Annotated in this window: 19 protein-coding genes, 1 tRNA gene, 1 pseudogene and 1 riboswitch; of the genes and pseudogenes, 11 read left to right on the plus strand and 10 right to left on the minus strand. The window is 55.9% G+C overall.

The window, feature by feature from the left end:
• On the plus strand, positions 1-1,133 hold a 1,133-nt coding region (locus E1297_RS48180; RefSeq protein WP_244328150.1), incomplete at its 5' end, for a toprim domain-containing protein.
• A gap of 23 nt (positions 1,134-1,156) precedes the next feature.
• Here E1297_RS48180 and E1297_RS48185 read toward each other — a convergent pair.
• Positions 1,157-1,981 carry a hypothetical protein gene (locus E1297_RS48185; RefSeq protein ID WP_155151621.1) on the minus strand — a complete coding sequence of 275 codons (825 nt, stop codon included), beginning with the start codon at positions 1,979-1,981 and terminating at the stop codon, positions 1,157-1,159.
• Positions 1,982-2,210: 229 nt separating this feature from the next.
• On the opposite strand from E1297_RS48185, the gene E1297_RS48190 reads away from it, so the two are divergent.
• Positions 2,211-2,492: a hypothetical protein gene (locus E1297_RS48190; RefSeq protein ID WP_155151624.1), complete on the plus strand. Its 282-nt coding sequence runs from the start codon at positions 2,211-2,213 to the stop codon at positions 2,490-2,492.
• Between the two features lie 21 nt (positions 2,493-2,513).
• On the opposite strand, the gene E1297_RS48195 is transcribed toward E1297_RS48190, so the two are convergent.
• A complete protein-coding gene (locus E1297_RS48195) occupies positions 2,514-3,284 on the minus strand; it encodes an alpha/beta hydrolase (RefSeq protein WP_155151627.1) in 771 nt (256 codons plus the stop codon).
• A gap of 865 nt (positions 3,285-4,149) precedes the next feature.
• A complete protein-coding gene (locus E1297_RS48205; RefSeq protein ID WP_368669877.1) occupies positions 4,150-4,824 on the minus strand; it encodes a TIGR04283 family arsenosugar biosynthesis glycosyltransferase in 675 nt (224 codons plus the stop codon).
• 73 nt (positions 4,825-4,897) lie between these two features.
• Here E1297_RS48205 and E1297_RS48210 point away from each other — a divergent pair, with 73 nt between their 5' ends.
• Together E1297_RS48210 and E1297_RS48215 are read left to right on the plus strand one after the other, a co-directional pair.
• Positions 4,898-5,635 carry a folate-binding protein YgfZ gene (locus E1297_RS48210; RefSeq protein ID WP_155151630.1) on the plus strand — a complete coding sequence of 246 codons (738 nt, stop codon included), beginning with the start codon at positions 4,898-4,900 and terminating at the stop codon, positions 5,633-5,635.
• A 113-nt stretch (positions 5,636-5,748) separates the two neighbouring features.
• A complete protein-coding gene (locus E1297_RS48215) occupies positions 5,749-6,693 on the plus strand; it encodes an ABC transporter transmembrane domain-containing protein (protein WP_155151633.1) in 945 nt (314 codons plus the stop codon).
• Between the two features lie 60 nt (positions 6,694-6,753).
• Here the strand turns inward: E1297_RS48215 and efp are convergent, their stop codons facing one another.
• A complete protein-coding gene (efp, locus tag E1297_RS48220) occupies positions 6,754-7,317 on the minus strand; it encodes an elongation factor P (protein ID WP_155151636.1) in 564 nt (187 codons plus the stop codon).
• Between the two features lie 218 nt (positions 7,318-7,535).
• Between efp and E1297_RS50675 the strand changes: the two genes are divergently transcribed.
• Positions 7,536-7,856 carry a DUF6280 family protein gene (locus E1297_RS50675; RefSeq protein WP_155151640.1) on the plus strand — a complete coding sequence of 107 codons (321 nt, stop codon included), beginning with the start codon at positions 7,536-7,538 and terminating at the stop codon, positions 7,854-7,856.
• Positions 7,857-8,034: 178 nt separating this feature from the next.
• Positions 8,035-9,476 (plus strand): annotated as a pseudogene (locus E1297_RS48230) (cobyric acid synthase).
• A gap of 3 nt (positions 9,477-9,479) precedes the next feature.
• Here E1297_RS48230 and E1297_RS48235 read toward each other — a convergent pair.
• The 3 genes from E1297_RS48235 to E1297_RS48245 form a co-directional block, all read right to left on the minus strand.
• Positions 9,480-10,343, minus strand: coding sequence for a hypothetical protein (locus E1297_RS48235; RefSeq protein ID WP_155151644.1), 864 nt, complete (start codon positions 10,341-10,343; stop codon positions 9,480-9,482).
• Between the two features lie 74 nt (positions 10,344-10,417).
• Entirely contained in the window at positions 10,418-11,836 is a 1,419-nt protein-coding gene (locus tag E1297_RS48240) for a TolC family outer membrane protein (protein ID WP_155151647.1), read from the minus strand.
• Between the two features lie 95 nt (positions 11,837-11,931).
• Positions 11,932-12,597, minus strand: a complete 666-nt coding sequence (locus E1297_RS48245; RefSeq protein ID WP_209016446.1) for a protein-L-isoaspartate O-methyltransferase — start codon at positions 12,595-12,597, stop codon at positions 11,932-11,934.
• A gap of 216 nt (positions 12,598-12,813) precedes the next feature.
• On the opposite strand from E1297_RS48245, the gene E1297_RS48250 reads away from it, so the two are divergent.
• A tRNA-Cys gene (locus tag E1297_RS48250) sits at positions 12,814-12,887 on the plus strand.
• A gap of 230 nt (positions 12,888-13,117) precedes the next feature.
• Here E1297_RS48250 and E1297_RS48255 read toward each other — a convergent pair.
• Both E1297_RS48255 and E1297_RS48260 read right to left on the minus strand, forming a co-directional pair.
• Positions 13,118-16,501, minus strand: a complete 3,384-nt coding sequence (locus tag E1297_RS48255) for an error-prone DNA polymerase (protein WP_155151650.1) — start codon at positions 16,499-16,501, stop codon at positions 13,118-13,120.
• Positions 16,498-17,976: a DNA polymerase Y family protein gene (locus tag E1297_RS48260; protein WP_155151652.1), complete on the minus strand. Its 1,479-nt coding sequence runs from the start codon at positions 17,974-17,976 to the stop codon at positions 16,498-16,500. Before E1297_RS48260 ends, E1297_RS48255 begins: the two co-directional genes overlap by 4 nt.
• A gap of 134 nt (positions 17,977-18,110) precedes the next feature.
• Here E1297_RS48260 and E1297_RS48265 point away from each other — a divergent pair, with 134 nt between their 5' ends.
• Complete coding sequence (locus tag E1297_RS48265) at positions 18,111-18,650, plus strand: GNAT family N-acetyltransferase (protein ID WP_155151655.1); 540 nt, start codon at positions 18,111-18,113, stop codon at positions 18,648-18,650.
• A gap of 72 nt (positions 18,651-18,722) precedes the next feature.
• On the opposite strand, the gene E1297_RS48270 is transcribed toward E1297_RS48265, so the two are convergent.
• A complete protein-coding gene (locus E1297_RS48270) occupies positions 18,723-19,670 on the minus strand; it encodes an NAD(P)-dependent oxidoreductase (protein ID WP_155151658.1) in 948 nt (315 codons plus the stop codon).
• 116 nt (positions 19,671-19,786) lie between these two features.
• On the opposite strand from E1297_RS48270, the gene E1297_RS48275 reads away from it, so the two are divergent.
• From E1297_RS48275 to cobW, 3 genes are all read left to right on the plus strand, one after another.
• Positions 19,787-20,671 (plus strand): LysR substrate-binding domain-containing protein, encoded by an 885-nt coding sequence (locus E1297_RS48275; RefSeq protein WP_155151660.1) that lies wholly within the window; start codon positions 19,787-19,789, stop codon positions 20,669-20,671.
• Positions 20,672-20,743: 72 nt separating this feature from the next.
• A riboswitch (cobalamin riboswitch) is annotated at positions 20,744-20,954 on the plus strand.
• Between the two features lie 78 nt (positions 20,955-21,032).
• Positions 21,033-21,413 (plus strand): DUF1636 family protein, encoded by a 381-nt coding sequence (locus E1297_RS48280; RefSeq protein WP_368669878.1) that lies wholly within the window; start codon positions 21,033-21,035, stop codon positions 21,411-21,413.
• Positions 21,410-22,465, plus strand: coding sequence for a cobalamin biosynthesis protein CobW (gene cobW / locus E1297_RS48285; RefSeq protein WP_155151666.1), 1,056 nt, complete (start codon positions 21,410-21,412; stop codon positions 22,463-22,465). The genes E1297_RS48280 and cobW overlap by 4 nt, the downstream gene beginning before the upstream one ends.
• The last annotated feature ends 1 nt before the right edge of the window (position 22,466 follow it).

Here is a 22,466-nt window from a genome sequence, read left to right on the forward strand (position 1 = left end):
GGACGCCTTCGCGCGACGGGTTCATCCAGTCCTACTGTAATACCGTACCCACCCCCGAAGGCGGCACGCACGTCGCGGGCTTCTGGGCTGCGGTTCTCAAAGGGATCAAAGCCTATGGCGAGTTGATCAACAACAAGAAGGCCGCGCAGATCACCCGTGATGACCTGATGACCGGCGGCTGTGCGCTGGTCTCGTGTTTCATCAGTGAACCGGAATTCGTAGGCCAGACCAAAGACCGTCTGGCCACGGTCGAGGCACAGCGGCTGGTTGAGAATTCGGTCCGCGACCATTTCGATAACTGGCTGGCCGCGGACACGAAATCCGCCGGCGCCATTCTGGACTTCCTCATCCTGCGGGCTGAGGAACGCCTGCGCCGACGGGCCGAGAAGGAAACACAACGCAAGTCCGCCACTAAAAAACTTCGTCTCCCCGGCAAGCTGGTGGACTGTTCTAGTTCAACACGCGACGGCACGGAATTATTCATCGTCGAGGGCGACTCGGCGGGCGGATCGGCCAAAATGGGCCGCGACCGCAAAACACAGGCCCTGCTGCCCCTACGCGGCAAGATCCTGAACGTGCTGGGTGCGGCCAGTTCGAAACTGGGCACCAATGCCGAGATCAACGACCTGACCCAAGCCCTGGGCGTGGGGCTTGGCACCAAGTTCAACGTCGACGATCTGCGCTATGACAAGGTCATCATCATGACCGACGCGGATGTGGATGGGGCGCATATCGCTTCTCTGCTGATGACGTTCTTCTTCACCCAGATGCGCCCGATGATCGACGCGGGCCACCTCTACCTCGCCTGCCCGCCTTTGTATCGCCTAACCCAAGGGGCCAAGCGCGTCTATTGTCTGGACGAGGCCGAACGCGACGAATGGCTTGAGAAAGGTCTGGGCGGCAAGGGCAAGATCGACGTTTCCCGCTTCAAGGGTCTGGGCGAGATGGACGCCAAGGACCTGAAAGAGACCACAATGGACCCGAAATCCCGGAAATTGATCCGGGTCACTATCGACGAGGACGAACCCGGCGAAACCGGGGATCTGGTCGAGCGCCTGATGGGCAAAAAACCCGAACTGCGATTCCAGTACATTCAGGAGAACGCGCGGTTTGTGGAGGAGCTGGATGTTTAGATCAGTGAGAGTACAGTGTTCTATTACTTGGAATCGATCACTGTACCTAGAAAATAGCGAAACAACTGCTCCTGTGTAATTACACCCAAGCATTCTTGGTCGTCGTTTTCGACAGCCACAACACGCGCATTTAGCACACGAACAGACTCCAGCAAATTCCTTACCGATAGTGACTTATCGATTCTCAGGGTCGCATCTGGAAATTGCTTTTCCACTTCAGGATCGACAAAAGGATAATCCTGAAACGCGTGAACGTAATCCAAGAATGCTTTCGCCCTGTCTAATAGATAGGTCTCTTCAGTCACGTATGGTCTTTGATAATCACTATCAGCTTCTGTTAAAAAAATTTTGCTCAAGGGAACTATTGAAACCAAGTGCCGATCTGCGTGCATTACCTCTAGAAACTGCAAGTTAGGAAGAGACTTAAGATAGAGGACAACATCACTAGGATTGTAATGATATGTGGTGTCAAACTTTAGGATTTTGATCTTTCTTTTTTTCGAAGAAGACATTCGCTGCAGTTCAAGGCGGCTTGTCTTTCTAGCAACTGAATCGTCTTTGATTGAGAAAACGCTTGCGTTTTCAACTGTCCTAAACAGATCCAAGGAGTCTTCAATCGGAGATTTAAGAGTGTTTTGAAACTCCAATCCGAAAGCGTTTACGCTTGTTATGTAGCCACCAAACCACAAGTAGGCCAATAGCGGTAACAAAGAAAGACCCACCCAATGCGCTTCAAGTGAAGTAAAATCAGGGTAGTTCACATGCAATGCGCCAAGGACCAATAAGAGTAATAGTGTTAATAAAAAGCCTAGAAGAAAATTAATCACCTTATGGTATTCTTCTTTCACTAGTAGCACTCCTTAGGTTGCCAAATTGATACTTGATGGAATCGCTTGGTTTCAAGTCCACATTAGAGATCGACCATAAGAAAGTTCTTTAGTAGCCTCCAAACACTCCCCTTGCCTAACCCGTTGATCTCCTTCACACTTACCCTCAATCCGTCATCCAAGAACGATGCATGAGGCATGAGCGTCAAAACCATTTGAACGACTTCAGATTTCCAACGGGAGGACAGAAATGAAGAAACTTTGGTTCGGTCTGGCTCTATCAGCCCTGGCATCGCCGGTGCTGGCACAACAGACACTCAGCACAGCATCCCCTATTCCGGACGGTGCCGAGACCCGGTTCTGCTATTACGAGGGCATGGCCTATTCACTGGACTCCTTCATCCTCGTGACCGGTGACAATACCGTCACATCGACCATCACCACACGCGAGGAGCGCCTGCTGCGCTGTGTACGCGGTGATGATGGCGGCATGCACTGGAAGCCTCAGAGCACCTTTCAGGTCAGCAAGTAACGCGGCGCGTCGGTGGGCGGTCTAGCCCACCTTTTCCTCCAGCCAATCCACGATCTGCGCGGCGGGTTTTTCCCAGCCGGGCTCCATGAACAGGAAATGCGCGTGGTCTTCAACGGGCATGAAGGTCGCGCGGTCGCCATACAGCTTCGCCAAAGCCCGGCAGGTATCAGGGTTCACGGCCCGGTCCTCGGTGCCTGAGACGATCAGCACCGGGCAGTCGACCTTATCGATATCCACCTTCATCGCGTGGTGATCATCGAACATCCAGAAAAACATCTCGAACATCACCCGACCGCTTTCGGCCCCCAACTGGTCAAACACCGCATGCTGCTGCGCCTCGGGCATCTTGTTAAGCGCGAAGGGGGCCATCAGGTCGAACTCGACCCGCATCGGCTGTTTCCAGAACGCCCCACCCTCCATCAACGCACGCGGGATGGCACGTTCGTCGTCGGTTTCCGGTAACGTGCCCCACGGCGCGTTGGGGTTGATCAGAACAATTGCACTGGCCAACCCGCGCGAGGCGACTTGCTGCGCTACAACGCCTGCGATGGCGTGGCCCAGAATGACCGGTTTGCTATCCAGACCTTTCACAAAATCAGCAATGTCATCGGCATAGTCGATCACGCTAGTATCGGTGAGGCCCGAATCGGGTTCGGCCTTGGGATCCCCGCCGTGATAGCGCAGAGCAGGCGTATGCACCGTCCAGCCCCGATCGCGGAAGAAGGCCGCATAATCCCTCATACACCAGGGTCCAGCGAAGGCGCCGTGGATCAGTACAATCTCTTTCGTCATCAAAATCTCCCTCTCCTTCATGCAGTATGAACATCCCGTAAGACGTTACAACTGCGCGTGATCGCTGTTGCGTGATGGTTGGGACCACTTAAACTCAGGCCCATGAGTTTTGTGACCGATAACCAACTTCCGCTGCTGATCCTGTTCTTTCTGTTGGGGCTGATCGGAACCGCGTTCCTGTTTCGCAAGCCAGCGGGCCACAGGGCGTGGAAGCTGGCCGATCTGGTCTGGGTCGTGCTGGGCGGCATTGGTGCGCTGGTGGCGGTTCTGGCGGGGCTTTATACCTCTGACAGCTCGCGTCTGGACCGGCAGATCGACGTGGCCTATGCGGCGACGCTGGCATTTGATCGCGATGCGGCACGGTTCAGGTTGCGGTTTTGCGATCCCGCCTTTGATCCTGATACGGCGGTCTTGTGTGAAAAGGTCGAATTCCTGTCAGCCTCAACCGCAAGCAATGCTGATTTGCCTTTGTTCATCGCCGTAACCAACGAAGTCGCTCCGCTGCAGGGGCTGCATTTCCTTTTCGGTCGTCAAGCTAAAGATGAAATGGACGACATGCGGGACATGGCCGCCACAGCGGATGCGTTCGATATCGAACAATTTCTGGTTTTTACATCCTTGGATGAGGCCACACAGGCAGCCATCGACAATATGCGACGCAAGGTGCCCGCGATTGCCGGGGACTACCTTATCCTCGCACAAAGCTATGATGATCTGGTCGAGCAGGTCGGCAAGCTGAAGGATGAATGGGAGTATCTGCAGGATAACGCGCACATTCTGGTATTGCAGATCGTGGCGCTATGTCTTGTCAGCTTTGCTGCGCCATTCCGTCTTGGCAAATCGGTTGTCGAGTTGCGCGCGAGCCTTATCGCCGATACGCCTGAGCCAACTGTTCAGGATCCGCCCCCAGAAAATACCGGGTCAATGTCCACAGATTCCGAGCCCCTCGCCGAACCCAGCCCTGACGAATATAGCGTTCCGCGCTCGTGAAGGCGCGCGAGGATAGAAGCGTGACACGCGGTAGTGCGCGTATCAATGCGACATCCTCCATCAATGGCTGATCCGGAAACCCACCCGCTGAGATATATGTCTGGCGTGGGACCAGAAGCCCCTGATCGCCATAAGGCAACCCGAACAGGCGCGTGCGGATATTGGCCCATCCGGCCACCCAACGTGCGCCAAGTCCTTTTGCACGAAACAACAACCGAAAGGTAGCTGGTCGCCCTGTTTGCAACTGAGTTTCAACCTCGGTGCTCCACCCGGTTTCCAATACCGTGTCTGCGTGCAGAACCAACAGCCAGTCGCCCTTCGCCTGCTCACACCCACGGCGCAACTGCGCGCCACGAGAAGGTGCGCCCGAGACAATTCTGGCGCCCGCCTCCTCAGCGATTTGCAGTGTCTGGTCTGTCGACCCACCATCCGTGACAACCAGCTCACGGATCAGGCCGGCATGCAGCCCTTCCATTAAAGCCTCTAACGTGGGCACAAGAGTCTCTCCGGCGTTCAGAGTTGGAATTACGATACTGATCGGGGCGGACACGGCTTGTAACCTCTGGTCATGGCGGCGTGATCTCCTATATCACGGGGCTGATGGAATTGACGAGGACCTGCCCATGCCCACCCGCCGCATTTTGCGCCTGACCGGCAAGGATGTTGACAGCTTTCTGCAAGGGCTGGTCACCAACAACATCGACCAGCTACAGAACGGGCTGGTCTATGCCGCAATACTGACGCCTCAGGGTAAGTATCTTGCTGACTTCTTTCTGAAGCGTGACGGCAGTTCGGTGCTTCTGGATGTTGCTGACGATCTGGCCGATGGCCTGGCCAGACGGTTGACTATGTACAAGCTGCGCGCAGATGTAGCGATCGAGAACACAGACCTCCATGTACAACGAGGAACCGGGACAGCACCGGATGGCGCCCTGCCCGACCCACGCCACCCGGAACTTGGCTGGCGGAACTACACAACACAGACCGAGGGCGACGACGGTACAGACTGGAACTCGATCCGGGTGGCGCACTGTATTCCTGAGACAGGTGTGGAGCTGACACCAGACACGTATATCCTTGAAGCTGGGTTTGAGGCACTCAATGGCGTCGACTTTAAGAAGGGCTGTTACGTCGGACAGGAGGTGACTGCCCGAATGAAGCACAAGACCGAGCTGCGCAAAGGCTTGTGTGTGGTATCCATCGAAGGTAGCGCCCAGGTTGGTACAGAAATTCTATCCGATGGAAAAGCAGTCGGCGTTCTATACACACAATCCGGTGACAAAGCGATTGCCTATCTCAGATTCGGACGCGCCAGTGGCGACATGCAAGCCGGAGACGCGGTCGTCAGACTAAACGATTGACGTTTAAGTCCTGTTGCAGCTGCGGCACGTCTTTGTCACGCTAGTCGTTTGTGCAATTGCCCATCCTTGCCAGCAGGTTAACACTGCTACCAGGTGTATGACCGGGCAAGTGCATGTTGCAGCTATATTCGGCCATCTGGCGCGTTAGCGCGGGGCGGCAAATTGTACTGATAGTTCTATCACTCGCGGTTGCGGCGCTCGCTGCTGCCCCGCTCGAGTTTCAACGTGACATCGTCAATCACCTGACCGCCAAAGATCCCAAACCTGACTACCTGCTTTTGCTTGGTGCAGGGATGATGGCGGTCATAATGTTGAGCCTCGCCCTGAAATGGGTGTTGGGCTATCGCGCAGGTACGCTGGGTGAAGACATCATACGCCTTATCCGGCAACGGTTGCTGGCTCGAACAGTTGATGTCGACAAAGCCGGTGAGAACCTGCGCAAAGGCACTATGACAACTGCAATCTCGGCTGAGGCGGAAGAGCTTGGGAAATTTGCTGGCGGAGCTTTCGCGGACCCTGTGGTTCAGGTCGGTACGCTGATCAGCGTGATAGGCTACATCTCATCCACACAACCCGGGCTTGGGCTGATTGCCTTATCGATGATCGTGCCTCAGATCATCATCGTTCTGGTCTCACAACGCAAAGTGAACATCTTTGTGGCTGAGCGGGTTCGCATTCTTCGCAGCGCCACTGATCATCTGACAACAGAACAGATCAACGCGATCACCAATGAAGTCTACGCCCAGTTTGATAAGATATTTGAAACACGGCGACGGATGTTCATCTGGAAGCTGTCAGCAAAGTTCCTTCTTAGCGTGATTAACGGCGCCGGAACCGTTGGCGTCCTGATGCTGGGCGGTTGGCTGGTGTTGAAGGGCGAAACAGATGTGGGCACCGTTGTAGCGGCAACCAGCGGCTTAACACGCATTCAGGGTCCGACCTCTTTCCTTATTGCTTTTTACAGGCAAGTCAGCGCGAACCGCATAAAATATGAGTTGTTGCTGGAGTTATTCGGGCCTGACCGAGAACGGTATCGCCACGCAAATCCGAACCGATAAGAAAAAGGCCGCTCAGCAACTGCTGATACGGCCAATTCCTCAATAGTATTTAACGCGACGTTACGCGCGCTCAGAATATTCCATGGTTTCGGTGTTCACGATGATCATCTCGTCCTGACCGATGAACGGAGGAACCATAACCTTTACGCCATTATCCAACAGAGCGGGTTTGAACGAGTTCGCAGCAGTCTGGCCTTTTACGACTGGCTCAGTTTCAACGATCTTGCAGGTCACCTTCTGTGGCAGGGTCGCGTTCAGCGCTTCGCTTTCATAAAACTCGACCACAATGGTCATGCCATCCTGAAGGAACGGGCGACGCTCGCCCAACAAATCTGCTGGCAATTCAATCTGTTCGTAAGTTTCGGCATCCATAAAGACCAGCATTCCGTCGTTTTCATAAAGGAATTGCTGATCCTTCTGCTCAAGGCGCACGCGCTCGACCTTATCGGCAGAACGGAAGCGTTCGTTCAGTTTCGAGCCATTGCGCAGGTTGCGCAGCTCGACCTGAGCAAAGGCCCCACCCTTGCCGGGTTTCACATGATCGACCTTGACCGCAGCCCACAGCCCATCGTTATGCTCAAGCACATTGCCGGGGCGAATTTCGTTCCCATTGATCTTGGGCATTACATAATTCCTTCACAAACGGTTGATGCGTCAGTTGACGTCCCTATATCTGGCGGGACCACACCTGACAAGACGACGACACCTAGTGCTGCACATGCAGCAAGCCATGCAAATGACGCAACGCAACTATGCATTTTAAGTGTATCCGAATCGCATCTAATAGGTCATAAGAACCGTCACGCCGAAAATGCAAGAGCAAGAACAACAAGGAAAACGAGATGAGAGATTTCGTTGACGGCACCGCCTTTAACAATGAACAAGGCAACCGTGCCCGGAAACTTTTTGCGGCTGTCGTACTGGCCGCGCTCGACGACGCCATCGCCGACGACAAGAAGTATGGCAATGGACCTGAACAAATTGCTCGCTGGGCTCGCTCGCGCGATGGCCGCGAGGTACTGACCTGTGCCGGCATCGACCCCAACGAACGTGTTGTAGGTGGTCTGATGGAATTCGTAGGTCGCGGTGTTCGTACTTCGGTTGCCCTGTCGCGCGAAGAAAGCGAACGGCGCAACGCCGCTCAGCAGGCAGAAGCAGCCTAAAGCCTGTTTCTGTTTTTCAAAAAGGCGCGCCCGCTGTTGCGGCGCGCTTTTTTGATGCCCGGATGATTGCAGCATTGTCGGTTTTGGAATGCCTGCGTGCCATTCCGGACTTTTCTCCATCACTGATTTCAGGTCATGTGCTGCCATCCACAGGAGGCACCCATTGGTACGCGCAATCATGATTCAGGGCACCGGCAGCAATGTCGGGAAATCGGTTCTGGTGGCCGGGCTAGCCCGTGCTTATTGGCGCCGCGGCCTGCGCGTTGCCCCCTTCAAACCGCAGAACATGTCCAACAATGCAGCGGTTACAGAAAACGGCGGCGAGATTGGACGGGCGCAAGCGCTACAGGCCCGCGCTGCCAACCGCCCTACGCACACCGATATGAATCCGATCCTGTTGAAGCCCGAGACGGACACCGGAGCTCAGATCATTGTACAAGGGCAGCGTGCCGGTACCATGAAGGCCGGAGACTATCGAAAAGACAAATCCAAACTACTTGGCGCTGCACTGCAGAGCTTTGACAGGCTTTGTAGTGACGCAGACCTTGTTCTGATCGAAGGGGCCGGCAGTCCTGCAGAGACCAATCTGCGCAACGGGGACATCGCCAATATGGGGTTCGCTTGCGCGGCCGGAGTACCTGTCGTTCTGGTTGGAGATATTCACCGAGGCGGCGTCATCGCCCAGATCGTGGGTACTCAGGCAGTTCTGGAGCAGAATGATCTTTCGATGATCCGCGGCTTTGCCATCAATCGGTTCAAAGGTGATGTAAGTCTTTTTGACGAAGGCCGGGATGATATCGCGACACGAACTGGTTGGGCGTGTCTGGGCGTTGTTCCGTGGTTCCATGACGCCTGGAAACTGCCCGCAGAAGACATGATGGACATCCGTTCTCACACAGGCGGAAAATGCAAGGTAGTCGTTCCTCAACTGGAGCGCATGGCCAATTTTGATGATCTTGATCCTCTGTCAGCCGAGCCAGACATTAGTGTTGAAATTGTGCCCGCAGGCCGTGCACTGCCCGGTGACGCCAATCTGGTGCTGCTACCTGGCAGTAAATCCACGATTGGGGATTTGGCTTACTTCCGAAAACAGGGTTGGGACATCGACCTGTATGCGCATGTGCGCCGCGGTGGCCACGTGTTGGGCCTGTGCGGCGGTTATCAGAGCTGGGTAAGACGATCTCGGACCCGGATGGCGTAGATGGACGTCCGGGTACCGTTGATGGTCTTGGTTTACTGGATGTCAGCACCGTCATGGCCGGGCAGAAACGCGTAACATTAACCAAGGCCAAAGCATTGGAAGGCGGAGCGTCGGTCAGTGGCTACGAAATTCATATGGGCCGGACCGAAGGCCCAGACTGCACACGCGCATGGTTGGAGATTGATGGCAGGCCCGAAGGTGCAGCCAGCGCGAATGGACGCATTCGCGGCAGCTACCTGCACGGAATATTCTCATCGGATTCTTTCCGCGCCAGCTATCTGAAGCAACTGGGAGTGAGTTCAAACATCGCCTATGAAGACGGGGTTGATCAAACGCTTGATGACCTTGCTGACCATCTCGAGACGCATATGGACCTGGATTTGTTGCTTTCTTTGGCCGAGACACCTCAGCGCAGCTAGCGGTTACTCCAGATCCTGCTCGGCCAGAGCACGGTTGATTTCGCGCCTTACCATTTTGCGAACGTTACGCGTGATACGTTCACCCAACGCGCCCTGCAATTCCTGCCGGACGACTTGCGCGACTAAATCCTGCAGAGCTGCCTCGTCAATAAGCCGAGCATCAATCTCTGAAACTTCATCCACTTCTTCTGCAACCGGCTGAACATTCCAGCTTGGATCTCGGATAAATGTGACCGGTACATCAACTTCTTCCGTCACAAATTCTGGGTCTTCAGCTGCGTCCAGCTCTTCGGCGGCATCATCTTCGTCTTCAAAGGACTCGGAAGATTCGACCTCTTCGCTCCAATTCATGGATGTCGTACGTGTTCCGGAATAAGCGTCATCGCTTTCGCCATCCGGCTCCCACTGATCTTCGGTGCGGGCGATCGCAGCTTCCAACGCTTCGATCTTGGCACTCAGGCTGTCTGCAAGATCAGCAGATTCTCCATTAGCTTCGGTCGATTGATCCGGAGCAGGCTGAGCATTCTTAAGGCTCTCGGAGACTTCGGCGCCCTCGCCTGGCTGTACGATGTCACAGGGCCGTAGTCTCATCGGTTGTGAAAGATCATTGGCAGGCTGAAGCTTAGCCTCATCCGTTTGCATTATCGCATCGGCCGAATATTCAGCCTCAAGCTTCAGCGGAGCCTCTGCGCTTGCAACCTTTGGATGATCGCCAACTCGCAGGGCATCGGTCAAAACCAAACGCCCGGGTTTGCGTGGAGCCGAAGCCTTAACCAGATCGGGAACCTTTCGGCCCTCTTCGCTGACCAGACGTTTGACCGAGGACAGGACGTCCTCGACCCCTGCTTTTATCGTGTTATCTGACATTGTTCTCTACCGCTCTAGCCCTTGGACCAAGTGTAGCCAAACAATTCTGACCTCACAACAGGTAGTAACGCCGCTTATTCGCGACGCAATGCTTTGAGGACACGATCCAGATCACGGCTTTGCTTGCTGACCTGTGCTGGAGCTTTCTTGACCAGATTATAGTAGAGGGTCGGATCATAGATTTGAACCGCCAGCCCCAGACGCTCTGCAGTCAGAAGCCCCTGCGCCTGCAACAGCTGATAAGCAGCCAGCGAACGCTCGGTACGGGACGCAACCTGTGCGAGCTGAGCGTCCAGCAAATCCTGCTGCGCAGTCAGTACGTCCAGCGTGGTCCGTGCACCCAAGGTTGCTTCTTCCCGAATCCCGTCAAAAGCGACCTGCGAGGCACGCACTCGTTCGTTCGAAGCAGTCAGGCTTGCAGTCGCCGTTTCAAAACGCACATAGGCATCCGTCACGCCCTGTGTGATGTTTTTCTGAACATTCAACAGATTGGCCCGTGATGCATCACGCGTAGCCATGGCACGCCGAACAGCCGCGGCCAGACGTCCACCAGCGTAGATAGGCTGGTTGAAGGTCAGCGAGACAGTTGCGTCATTGATGTAATCGTCACTGTCATAGGTTTCGGTAATACCCGCATCAGCGTTCAGGCTGACATTCGGCCCCAACCCTGCGCGCTGTTGCTGAACGATCAAATCCAGCGCACGGACCTGATGTTGGGCGGACAGAATGGAAGGATGGTTGCGCTGCGCCAGATTCTGAGCCTCGGCCGCTGAGCGCGGCAGGTTTGGCAGGCTGGGCTGACCAGCCGTGCGACCAGGAAGTTTGCCAACCGCATTCACATACTCTGCCTGTGCGGTACTGAGCGCACCCTTGGCATCAGCCAGATCGGCACGCGAGCTGGCCAGCTGCGATTCTGACAGTGCAACGTCAGTACGCGTAACCTCACCAACCTCAAAACGATCCTGAGTGGCGCGCAATTCTTCGCTGGACAGATCGACGTTATTTTGACGGATCTGGACAGTTTCTTCTTCAAGCAAAACCCGCAAGTAAGCGGTCGCAGCGCGGAAAAGAACCTGCTGCTCAATATCGATCAGAGACTGGCGGGTCGACAGAACCGTTTCCTGTGCCGACTGTTTGCCCAAAACGGATGCGCCGCCATCATAGATCAGCTGGCTAAGCGTCAATCCGGAAAAGAAGTTTGATGGCTCAGTCGTGGTTACCACGGTACCAACACGGCGTTTCGTGTAATCCCGGCTGACACGAACCGTCCAGTTGATGATTGGACGCAATGCCGATAGTGCGATTGCGACATCTTCATCCGCTGCACGCAGCAAAGCACGGTTTTGCTCCAGCAGGCCACTAGTGTTGTAAGCCCCAATAAACGCATCTGTCAGATTGTCGGCCCAAACCGATCGCACCGGCATTGCGCTAAGAGCAAGACCAGCTGTCAATGCGAGAGCCTTGACCAGCTTACCTCTAGCCATTCCACGCATACCCAATTCCTCTCAAATCAAAATAACCCTGCCTCGCAGGTAGTTTGCGCCTTTGTTTTCAACTAATCAAGGCAGCAGAAAAATCTGCTGAATGACTATAGCGAAAATGCACTCTCGGCGGAAAATGCCGGTAGTACCGGCGCACTTGCATTGAAGGCGTCTCGCCAGGTTACCCGGTCAGCTGTCTTCCGACCAATCCTCACGGTACCTAACTGGCCTTCCATGAACACGCATGCGATGCGGCCATTATCCTTCAGCTGATCAAGCAGCGCATCTGGCAAGCGCTCGACACCGCCCTGAATGATAATGACATCATATGGCCCGTGTTCTGCAGCTCCCTGCTCGAGCGGGCCGGTATGAATAATCGCATTGTCAGCTTCAGCTTCCATCAGGTTGCTTTGCGCTTCCGTGGCGCGGGTTTCATCCTCTTCGACACCAACAACCAGTTGAGCCATCCGGGCCGCGACGGCAGTTGAATATCCAAGCGCAGGGGCGATATCCAACACCACCTCATCGTTGGAAATGTTCAGCGCGTCCAGCATTTTGGCCAGGGTACGCGGTTCCAGCAGACAACTCCCATCGCCCAGTTCAATCAAATCGCCGACATAAGCCGCTTCCCGATGTGAGCCCGGAACGAACTTCTCACGCTCAACAGCCAGCATCGCATCGATAATGGGAAACTTTGTAACATCCGAAGGTCGAATCTGTGTATCAACCATTGTAAGACGTCGGGCTGCGAAATCTGTCATGTGATCGCTCATTCTTTTTCCCTGATTGATCGGCTTGTGCCACATTCGTCACCCTCCGGCAACGTCTCAAGTACTGAAATTTCAAAAGCAACTTTCAACGGCCGACGCTGCTCCCGGCCCCGAATTTGCCAAACGTCCGTCTATTTTGCGCCGACCCACTGGACGTCTGTATCGAAAGCTGTTAGAACGCCTGTCACACCACGGCAAGTATTTGATTTTACTTGAAAAGGCGAGTTGGCGGAGTGGTGACGCAGCGGATTGCAAATCCGTGTACACCGGTTCGATTCCGGTACTCGCCTCCACTTAACCTCAAGAAACTCAACGCATTAGCATGGGTGTTTCGGCTACTTGATTTGAGCTTCCCTTTTTGGTTGCGAGCTACAGGTGGTTCCAGAGTGATTCAAGCCGCATCGCTTTCATTTTGTCTTCGGCAAGCACTCTATGTTCGAACTTGAATGCGTTAGAGGAAATCGTGCGCTTTAGATATGGTAAGCCAGAATTCTTGGCGCCTGCAGTAATTTAAGTGCTCGCCCTAATGGAAATCCCGACTTGGGAAGAGACGCTTGGCCTGTTCACGCGGGTGACGTGCCCGCGGTGGCGCACGATTGGCACGCGGCGCATCATCGGCATGAGGTTGAGTTATACCAATCGCATCGTCCATCGGATGCCCCAGTTCTGACAGCTTGTGCGACATGTCCCTGATATCCTGCGCGATCAGGTGTACAACAATGCCTTCACGCTGCAGATATCCGGTCACCTGCAAAAGCCGTCCCCCCATAACGATGCGGCGAAACTGCTCATACACCTTGGGCCAGACCACCACATTGCTGACGCCGGTTTCATCCTCAAGTGTCAGAAAGATCACGCCCGAGGCCGTACCGGGTCGCTGGCGGGTGATGACCAGTCCGCACACGCTATAACGCCCGAGCGGAATCTTGTGCAGAGAGTTGTGGGCGATAAGCCCCGGCAGGGATGGACGCAGAAGTTCCATTGGATGCGCTCGCAGAGTCAGTCGAGTCGAGACGTAATCTTCGACGACCTCTTCCCCCAAATGCATCATCGGTAAATTCACCTCAGCTTCTGCGATACTTTCTCCGTCAATCGGGTCGTTAAACAGTGGCAGTGGTTTCTGGCTCCGGATGGATTTGACATGCCAGAGCGCCTCGCGCCTGGTCAGACCCATATCAGCGAACGTATCGGCTTCGGCCAAGCGCGCCAGAGTCGCAGGGATCAGCCCTGCCCGCAGCCAGAGGCTTTGCGGATCGTGGTATCCGTTGCCCCGGGCTGCCACGATCCAGCCTGCCTCCTCTTCTTTGAACCCTTTGATCTGGCGGAACCCCAACCGCAACGCCAACCCTCCATCCGCACGACGCTCCAAAATGTTGTCCCACTGACTGCTGTTGACGCAGATCGGGCGCACTTCGACCCCATGTTCGCGCGCATCCCGCACAATCTGGGCCGGCGCATAAAACCCCATCGGTTGGGAGTTCAGCAGAGCACAGGCAAATACCGCAGGATGGTGACATTTCAGCCAGGCCGAAACATAAGCAAGCATTGCAAAGGCAGCGGCATGGCTTTCCGGAAAACCATAATCGGCAAAGCCTTCAATCTGTGAAAAACAGCGCTCGGCAAAATCCATATCGTAGCCGTTGGCAAGCATTCCTGCGATGAACTTATCCCGAAACGTACCTATGGTTCCCATTCTGCGAAAAGAGGCGAGAGACCGGCGCAGACGGTCTGCTTCCTCTGGCGTAAATCCTGCGGCAACCACTGCGATCTGCATCGCCTGTTCCTGAAACAACGGAACACCAAGAGTTTTTGCCATAACCTCCCGCAGTTCTTCCGAGGGATAGCTGACCTCTTCCAATCCCTGGCGACGCTTGATGTAGGGCTGCACCATCCCCCCCTGAATCGGGCCGGGTCGAACGATAGCGACTTCAATCACCAGATCGTAAAAGATACGTGGGCGCATTCGGGGCAGAAAATTCATCTGCGCCCGGCTTTCCACCTGAAACACACCGATGGCATCAGCCCGACAAAGCATGTCATAGGTGGCTTCATCCCCTTGTGGAACCGAAGCGATGGTAAGTGATTGCCCCTCGTGCTGCTGCAGCAGACCGAATGCCTTCCTCACGCAACTGAGCATTCCCAGGCCGAGCACATCGACCTTGAGGATGCCAAGCGCGTCGATGTCATCCTTGTCCCATTCGATGACCGTACGGTCCTCCATCGCCGCGTTCTCGATGGGGCACATCTCGTCCAACCGTCCCTTGGTGATAACAAAACCGCCGACATGCTGTGACAGGTGACGGGGGAACCCGATGACTTCACCGATCAGGCGAATGGTTTGCATCAGGCGCCGGTCACCGGGATCAAGGCCCAGTTCGCGTATCCGTTCGGGATCGACCCCGCCATTGGTCATGCCCCAGATCTGGCCAGACAAACCAGCCGTCACGTCCTGAGACAACCCCATCACCTTGCCCACTTCGCGAATGGCTGCCCGGGAACGGAAATGGATGACCGTGGCACACAACCCCGCCCGGTGGCGGCCATATTTTTCATATATCCACTGGATCACCTCTTCGCGCCGTTCATGTTCAAAATCCACGTCGATATCCGGCGGCTCTCCCCGGTATTTTGACACAAAGCGTTCAAACACCATGGTGATCTGATCGGGGCTGACATCAGTGATACCCAAGAGGTAACAGAGGATCGAATTTGCGGCGGAGCCTCTCCCCTGACACAGGATGCCCTCTGATCGGGCGAACTGTACAATGTCATGCACGGTCAGGAAGTAAGCCGGAAAGCCCAGATCGCGGACCAGTTCCAGCTCCTTTTTCATGAGGTTCAGGGCCTTATCCGGCGCGCCACCGGGATAGCGCCGTTTCAACCCATCATGAGCCAGCCGTTCCAGCCGCTCCTGTGGCTCCTCGCCCAGACCGATTTCGTCAGGATATTCATAGGACAATTCACCCAGATCAAAACTGCACTTGTCGGCGATCTCCAGCGTGCGACGCAGGGTACCGGGATGGTCGCGAAAAAGGCGCGCCATATCAGCTGCCCCTTTCAGCCGCCGTTCGGCGTTAGGCAGGGCACGTGTGCCTATATCGTCAATGGTGATGCCTTCGCGCATACAGGTCAGAACATCTGCCAGTTGCTTGCGGCTGGCATGGTGCATAAGCACATCGCCCACCGCGACCATGGGGGCCGAGGTCCGCTGAGCCAGCCGCGCACAAGCAGCAATATAGGCCTGATCACTGCCGTCATAACATGGTGCCGCCCCCAGAAAGACGTGGTTGGGAAACCGTCGTCGTACTTTTTGGATGTCCCGGGTGGCATCCATTAACTCACCTTGCGGCAAAGCAATCAGGATCATGCCCTTGCAGGCCTCAAGCATATCCCTGAGATCCAGATGACACTCCCCTTTTTGGGCGCGCCGTTTGCCCAATGTCAGCAGACGGGTCAGTCGTTGATACGCTGCCCGATCACGCGGCAGCGCCACCCAATCGACCGAACTATCCTGCAAAACCAGACGGCAACCGACAATCAGTCGCGGCACATGAACCGTCCCAGGATTGGCAATGGGCTGCGGATTGCCGACCTCCTGTCTTGAACAGGAATCGACCCGGTGTTGGGACCGGATTTTGATCGCTTCTTCCGCCTCACGCTTCAGTTCTTTCAGAGCAGTCCAGGCCCGCACTACGCCAGCCAGAGAATTCCGGTCGGTGATAGCGAGTGCAGCCAAACCCAGCGTCGCAGCGCGCGTAACCAGTTCTTCGGGGTGCGAAGCACCGGTCAAAAAGGTGAAGTTGGTCGTCACGCAAAGTTCGGCATATCCCAAACGATCCGTGTGAGGACTGAGCATGTCCTGATGAGATACCTCAACCGGGCGATGTGTGCGGTTCGCCTCGGTCATGCGAACTCTCCCTGCACAAACCAGCCCGGATTTTGCGGGGTATAAAACAGCCAGAGCCGCCATCCCTGCCGTGTCTGAACCCGCCAGTAATCACGAACTCCCGAACGCCAGTTCTCATCCTCCAGCCACCATTCAGGGGCGATGCGTTCCGGTCCCGTGGCACGCTCGATTGAAAGCGCCATACGCCGCCAGCGAAACCTCTGCGGCGGACGTGATCCCGCCCCGGAAATCGGCTCGGGCGGGAAAAGACGCAAAGGCCGCGGACGCAAAGCCACCCATGCGCCGCCCGGCTCAGAATAGGCTGCCGGGGCCAGAATGGAGCTGCGCTCGGGTATATGACTGTCCGCAGGCAGGTACCGGTGAACGTTCTCCAGCCCGATGCGGTTTCCGATCCGGGTAATCAGATCATACACCTGATCCACACGCCCCGCTGAGACGTGGCTGATCTGCTGTACCGGCTGCGCCTCGACCTGTGTGGCCTCAATCCGCATCCGGTCGATACCAAAACCGGCATCGACCTCTCCAATCCCGCGTTCAAAAAGTGGGAGTATCCGGTTCGGATCACGCAACGGTCGGGCCAGACGCAATTCGACTGTCTGGCTGTCGTGATCCACACGATCAAGTGTCAGGCAAAGCCGACGCGCGCCGACCTCCTGTGCCTTAAGCTTCGCACAGAGCTGTTCCAGCAGCCGCTCGACCCCCGCCCTGACATCCGACACCAGCCCAATCGGTTCCGGCAAGGTCAGACGCACGCCATATCGTGGTGGATCAGCCAATGGCGAAATCTCTTCAGGCTGCGCCCCAAGCGCCTGATCCAGACGCATCAGCAGTTCCGGCCCCAAACGCCGGGCCAGCGGCGCACGTGATGTTGCTGCAAGATCCGAAATCCTGCGCAGTCCCAGCCGTTGCAAAGCAACCGACGTATCCTCCTGCAGCCGCAATGCCGCTACAGGCAACGCCCCTATCGCATTCAGGGTATCACCCCGGGCGGCCACGCCCTCTTGGTAATGTGCCAATGCCCAAGCCGCGCCACGCGTATCGGCCAGTCCGATCCGCACCGACAGCCCGACCCGTGCCAGTCGCCTGCGCATATCCGCCAGCATCATGGGTTCCCCGCCAAACAGATGCGCGGAACCGGTCACATCCAGAACCAGCCCATCCCGCCCCTCCAGCCCCACCCAGGGGCAATAGCGCGTCGCCCAGCGCCGCAGGATATGCAGGAACTGCACATCGCCCTGCAGATCGGCAGGCTGGCTTTGCAAGTCAGGACAAAACGCACGGGCATCCGCATAAGGCATGCCGCTGTGCAGGCCCTGACGCTCGGCTTCGCCATTCAGACAATAGATGCGGTTGGCATTGTTCTGCTTGAGGGTAAGGGCGAACGGCCCCTGAACCGGATTCGCCCTGAGAACCCGGTCGCTGGACAACCGGAAGAACCATAGCGAAGCAACGCGTTTTTGCACCCCTCTGAGCATGCCCAACACCAAATGTTCTGTATTTGTTCTAAATAATCTTTCACCTTTACCATGTCGAGTCATATGGGTGAAATACCCAGCTAAATGACCAAGGGTTCCGGCTGAACCAATGACCGTCAGAATTGAGGTGCGACATGGACTACTCCCGCCATACCAATGGCAGACACGACGAAATTATCGAGTTTTTCGGAGCTGTTTTCGCAGCCTCCGAAGGTGATGAGGAAGGTCAACTGATCGCAGGGCTGGTGAAAGACATTCTGGCAAAGACCAAACCTGGTGACATGTATGTCTTCACTGCCACAAATGGTGGCACTCTTACTGGGTGCATAATTTTTACCCGCCTCGAGTATGAGCAGGATGACCGCACCGTATTCATGTTGTCCCCTGTGGCCGTTGCAACAGACCAGCAAGGGAAAGGCGTTGGACAAAAGCTCCTGACGTTCGGGCTGAGCGATCTGCGCGGGCGCGGCGTTGATGTGGTGATCACCTATGGCGATCCGAACTACTATTCCAAAGTTGGTTTTGAACAGATTACCGAGCAGCAAGCCCAGCCACCCATGAAGCTTCAATATCCCCAAGGGTGGCTGGCACAGTCTCTTTCGGATCAGGACCTTGCGCCTTTGAAAGGGCCATCACAGTGCGCCGAAGCGTTCAAAAACACGGCTTATTGGTAGAACCCTCTCAACTATCATCCGATCACTAAATCGTAAGGCCGAAGCGCCCAGACCTATGTTGATCTATGCGCTCTAGCGCCCCTGGGGGACCACCTCGTACCCCGGTTCTTCCGGCTCATCATCCAGCATTTCGGTCGGGAAACCCGGTGCACGAATATCCAGTCCGGTGGCATCTTCCAGTCGTCTGATGATATTGGGCGACAGCTCGCGGTCACCATACCGGGCAATTCCGTCCTCGAAAATCTTGATCATCACCGGGTTCATCTCCAACGGCACCCCGGCACGATCTGCGACCTCCTGAAACAGCCCGATATCCTTTTTCACAAGATCCATTGTAAACGAGATATCACGTGATCCATTCAGGATGACCTGACTTTCGGTTTCATGCACAAATGAGGTTCCTGATGAGATCTTGATCGCTTCATAGGTCGTATTCAGATCCATCCCTGCAGCCTTGGCAGTGACCAGGGCTTCGGCACAGGTGATCAGGTTGGCGGTGGCCAGATAGTTGGTCAGCACCTTCAGAACCGAAGCAGATCCCAGCTCACCTGTATGCAGAATGCGGCGCCCCATGGTCGTCAGAAAGGGCAAAATCCGTTCAAATGTTGCGCGGTCACATCCGGCAAAAATCGAAATATTGCCCGTAGCTGCGCGATGGCATCCCCCGGAAACAGGGCAATCTACTGCGGCGCCACCGCGTTCGATCACCATGGCACCCAACCGTTTCACCTCGGCCTCATCTGTGGTGGACATCTCCATCCAGATCTTGCCCGGACCAACCTCTGGCAGCATTTCCTGCATCACGGCATCCGATGCCGCAGGGGATGGCAAGCAGGTGATAACCGCATCACAATCCCGCATCAGTTGCGTCGGACCTTCAGCAGCCTTGGCACCCTGCGCAACAAATTCAGCAACCAGATCCGGGTTCAGATCATGAACTGTCAAATCAACCCCGTTGCGCAGCAACGAACCCGAGAGCTTACCCCCCACATTCCCCAGACCGATAAATCCAACCTTCATTGCGAATCCTCCCTATGGGCTATGCCCGAACCGTTTTCACGCGGAGTATCCTCCTTGATAACCTGCAAATGAAACGAATAATAATCGAGCTTATGGGCAAAAATTTTTGGTGATAAATGGATCGTCTACCAAACCCCTCTTGGCTGCGTAGTTTCGAAGCTGCCGCTCGGCATCTGAATTTCACTGCAACCGCGCAAGAGCTGGGTCTGACACAAACCGCAGTATCCCTGCATATCCGTTCATTGGAAGCCGAGTTGGGCCAACCTCTTTTCACTCGGCAGGCAAGACGACTGGAATTGACCGAGCTTGGCCAATCCTATGCTTTGACCGTTCGGCGCGCTCTGTCTGACATAACCCTTTCGACCAACAGTTTGTTTGGCCCAGCGTCTCAGCAGACGCTGACCATTCGCGCGGCAATTTCAACCATGACTTATTGGCTGGCTGCCGAACTACCTGAATTCGCCAGCCAACATCCCGACATCCCTGTGCGATTGGTGACTCACATCTGGAATGACACCATGGGTTCCAGCGATGTGGATATCGATATTCGTCTGGGCTATGGCGACTGGCCGGGGCTCAGGGCAGAGAAACTTTCGGATGAATTCCTTGTTCCGGTTTGCAGATCCGGCACCACAGCGCCAAGCAAGGCAGAGTTCCGTGAAAGTCCTCTGATCCATATCCTTGGGTATGAAGACAACTGGGCGCGATACTTTGAAGCGCATGGCATTCACCAGCCCGAACTTCAGTCGCAATATTCGGCAGATACCACGGTCACCGCGTTGCAACTTGTGATGGCGGGAGCAGGCTACGCCACAATCCTTGAACGCTTTGCCCGGAATGCGATTGCGCAGGGTGCGCCCCTGCAGATCGCCGGACCACCGATTCCCTTTGCTCAGTCCCATTACCTGATCCGCTCAGACGGCGCGACCCGCCCGACGGCCTCTGCCCGCCTCTTTGAGACCTGGTTGCAAGAACGGATCAAAGCGGATGCCGCTGACTGACCACTGCAAGTCGCTTTTCCATCTCGGTGATCTGAGAGCGCCTCCATTCGCTTGACAACGCCCCTTTGCTTGCCGCATGTCCCTTTCGTTGGTGTCTGTGCAAGCAGATGAAAAGGGAATGCATCAGCGGTATGGAATGCCGTCAAATGCAGCCGCCCCCGCGACCGTGACCGGAGAAGGTGCCCAAAGCCACTGGCCTGCAGGCCGGGAAGGCAGGACACCTGCCAGAGGATACCTCTGACATCCGCAAGCCGGGAGACCTGCCAACGCCCGAAGACCAGACCGGACGGGGTGTTCCGGTGTCGGGCCAAGGCCCGCGCATACCCCGTCCCCCGAAAACCGTGAAGGGGGGATGAGAGACGTGACCGAGACGACACCAGTTGAACTGCTGGTCTGCACCACCTGTCGGCGTGGCCTTCCTATCGAGGAAGATGACCAGCGCCCCGGCACATTATTGCATAAAGCGCTGACCGAGGCCGAGCTGCCAGATGGCATTGATCTTAAGGCCGTTGAATGCCTTTCGAACTGCGATCAGGGGTGTTCGATCGTACTGCGTGGCGGACCATCCCGCTGGACCTTTGTGTATGAGAACCTCAACGAAACCGACCACGTCGAGACCATCGTCGAAGGCGTCACCAAATATCTCGCCACCGAAGACGGCCTTGTGAAATGGCGCGAGCGCCCTGAACATTTCCGCAAAAACTGTGCGGCCCGCATTCCCCCGATTGGAGCCCTGAAATGAGCAACCTCGAAAAACTTCCCGTTACTGTAATCACCGGCTTTCTGGGCTCGGGCAAAACCACACTGGTCAAGCACCTGATGCAGAACCCGCAGGGCAAACGTCTGGCCGTTGTTGTCAATGAATTCGGTGACGTTGGCGTCGATGGCGACATCCTGAAATCCTGCGCCATTCCCGATTGCCCGGCGGAAAACATCATGGAACTGGCAAATGGCTGCATCTGCTGCACCGTGGCCGATGATTTCATCCCAACTATCGAAGCGCTGATGGCGCTGGAACCGCGTCCCGATCACATCCTGATTGAAACCTCCGGACTCGCGCTGCCCAAGCCGCTGCTGAAGGCATTCGACTGGCCGGATATCCGTTCCAAGATCACCGTTGACGGCGTGATCGCTCTGGCCGATGCCGAGGCCGTGGCCGCCGGTCGCTTTGCTCCGAATGTCGAAGCCGTGGATGCACAGCGCTTGGCTGACGACTCGATCGACCATGAAACGCCCCTGTCCGAGGTGTTTGAGGACCAGATCTCCTGCGCCGATATCATCCTGCTGACCAAGCCCGATCTGGCCGGTCCCGAGGGTGTTGCCAAGGCCAAAGAGATCATCGCAGCCGAGGCCCCTCGCCCGCTGCCTGTGGTAGAAGTCGCCGAAGGCGCAGTAGACGTACGCGTTGTTCTGGGCCTCGAAGCCGCTGCCGAGGATGACATGGACGCCCGCCCAAGCCATCACGACGGACACCACGATCACGAGCATGACGATTTCGAAAGCATCATTGTTGAGTTGCCGGAACAGACCGACCCGGCCCAACTAGTTGCCAATATCGAACGTTTAGCCAATGAGCTGAACATACTGCGGGTCAAAGGCTATGCCGCCGTTCAGGGCAAACCGATGCGTCTGCTGGTTCAGGCCGTTGGTGCCCGCGTGCGTCACCAGTACGACCGTCCATGGGAACCCGGCGAGGAGCGCCGCTCGCGTCTGGTCGTGATTGCCGAGCATGACGACATCAAAGAGGCTGCGATCCGCGATATCCTCGTAGGTGTAGCCGAGGCTGCCGAGTAAG

The sequence above is a fragment of the Roseibium sp. RKSG952 genome (assembly GCF_009711355.1).